Genomic DNA, 1,490 nt, shown 5'->3' with positions numbered 1-1,490 from the left:
ATTTTGTGGAAGGCCCCCAGCTGATGCTGGGGGCCTTTCCTTATTTCCGGGGAAGATCGGACGGAGTCACGCCCACTGGAATCGCCAGGCCGAGCGTTTGACGAGGCCGGTCGCATAGCTGTTCAGCGCGACCTCCTCCTGCCAGATACTCGGGCAGAATCCCGCGTGCTCCAAGGTGATTCGTCGGGCCTCGGTGATGGTCGACGGCGGTGCGGCCACCGACAGTTCCAGAGTGGTGCCGCCGAGCCGGACCACTCGGACGCCGAACCTGTCCTCCCAGGTACGCAATACCGCGGAGATCTTCTCGACGTCCCAGGTGTAATCCATCGCGCCGGTCCAACCGATCAGTGCCGGAGTATCCGCGCCGCGGACGCTGGGAACCAGTGCGAGCCGGGCTGTATCGGCTCCCTCGGAGGCCAGGCGGGCGGCGGCGTATCCGGGATGTACGGCCAACCGTTGTGCCGGAGCGAATCCGGGCCATCCGTTGCCCGAAAAGTCGAAGTACTCGCGGATGAGCTGGTCGCCCGGGACGCGCTCGATGACGTCGGCGGTCGGGGCGGTGCCCAGCAGGTCGATATCGAGGGATTCATCGAGTAGCAGTGGATACAGGCCGGTCTGGGGATGGTCGTCGAACATCGGCTCCCACCACCGCTGGATGTCGGGACCGGCTTGCTCGGACACCCACATGACCGGTCGGCCGCGGCCTCCCTCGGCGGAGACGACGTGTCCGGCGGGAAAGCCCGCGGGCAAGGTGTTGAACGAATTCTTGACGCACATGACGGATGAACCCCCTGGAGTCCGTTGGCAACTCGATCGGATCTGTCCGGTGAAGCTATGCCGGGGCACCGACAGCCGGCGCCTTCGGAACGCATCTCCAAGGTGAGAGATATGTGCAGGTCAGATGGGGTGATTCTGTCGGTGGGTCTCGGTAACCTGCCTGCATCGTTCGAAGATCAAGGGGAGGTTGCGACGATGGCGCACTGCACGACGGACTCGAAAATCGGTTTCGCCGAGGACTTCTCGGCGATCGCCTCGATCTCACCGTGTGAGGGGTGCTCCGCGGTTTCTCGACCGGAGGAGGGGAGCGATGCGAGGCGTGCACTGTGCGATCGTCGCCACCCGGTCTCGGTTCGAGGTGATTCTGGTGTCTTCGCGGCCCCGGTGTCGGCCGCGCGGCCGACACTGAGGGACCGGACCGTCCACCGGCCCGTCACGGGCCCGTGCGAGCTGCCCGCGGGCGCTCGTGTCCGGGAATTGCGCTGTCCTGATCCGGATCAGCAGAAACGACCGAATATCGTGCGTACCAACCTGTCTCGACCTAACCCGGCCATTGTTCGCAATCTGGGCATCCTCGCCCATGTCGATGCCGGGAAGACCACCGTCACCGAACGCATGCTGTACCTCGCCGGGGAGATCCATCGGCGTGGCGAGGTGCACGAGGGCAACACCGTCACCGATTACGATCCGCAGGAACGGGATCGGGGTATCAC

The 1,490-nt window shown here is 64.8% G+C and carries 2 protein-coding genes; one reads left to right on the top strand and one right to left on the bottom strand.

All coding sequences use genetic code 11. The features are described from left to right. Nucleotides 1–66: 66 nt before the first annotated feature. Entirely contained in the window at nucleotides 67–777 is a 711-nt protein-coding gene (locus K7711_RS46960) for a DUF4253 domain-containing protein (RefSeq protein ID WP_222979653.1), read from the bottom strand. Between the two features lie 552 nt (nucleotides 778–1,329). On the opposite strand from K7711_RS46960, the gene K7711_RS48285 reads away from it, so the two are divergent. Beyond that, on the top strand, nucleotides 1,330–1,490 hold a 161-nt coding region (locus K7711_RS48285; protein WP_372460271.1), incomplete at its 3' end, for a GTP-binding protein.

Source organism: Nocardia coffeae (genome assembly GCF_019890715.1).
GTDB lineage: Bacteria > Actinomycetota > Actinomycetes > Mycobacteriales > Mycobacteriaceae > Nocardia > Nocardia jiangxiensis.
The sequence above is the reverse complement of the archived record's forward strand: the minus strand, read 5'-3'. Positions and strand labels throughout refer to the sequence as shown.

Excerpts from the sequence above, each read along its gene's own strand:
- K7711_RS46960 (WP_222979653.1), bottom strand. The coding sequence starts at position 777 with ATGTGCGTCAAGAATTCGTTCAACACCTTGCCCGCGGGCTTTCCCGCC.